Annotated in this window: 1 protein-coding gene; it reads right to left on the minus strand. The window is 63.2% G+C overall.

Translation table 11 applies throughout. The features are described from left to right. Positions 1–37 precede the first annotated feature (37 nt). On the minus strand, positions 38–481 hold a 444-nt coding region (locus A3730_RS23570; RefSeq protein WP_304439527.1), incomplete at its 5' end, for a molybdopterin dinucleotide binding domain-containing protein.

The following is a 481-nucleotide window of genomic DNA, read 5'->3' on the forward strand; positions in this document are numbered from 1 at the left end:
CCGGCAACACATGCCGCCGCTCGCCACGGAGCGACTCTCACGGGCAGATTGCTGGGGCCAGCGTGACGGGAATGCCATTGAGCTGCGCCATGGCCGTTACCGCTTCCACCCGTTCCGTGCCGATCACATCGTTCACACTGCAGCCCTGGGTAGAGCGGGCGATTTCCAGCTGCACGCCGTCGCGGTCATGGCCCCAACCATGGGGCACACTGATCACCCCGGGCATGATGTCGTCACTGATACTGGCCGGGAGCGTGATGCTGCCGGCGCTGCCGCTGATGGTCACATCCGCCCCCTCTTCCACACCCAGTCGCTGGGCATCCTGCGGGTGCACAATCGCAGTGAAGCGACCCTTACCTTTGATCAGGCGCTGGCTGTTATGCATCCAGGAATTATTGCTGCGGATATGGCGCCGGCCAATCATCAGCAGCTGATCCTTTTCCGGAGCAGACGGCACCGGCAAACCTTGCAAGGCCCGGTG

The organism is Alcanivorax sp. HI0044 (assembly GCF_001634945.1).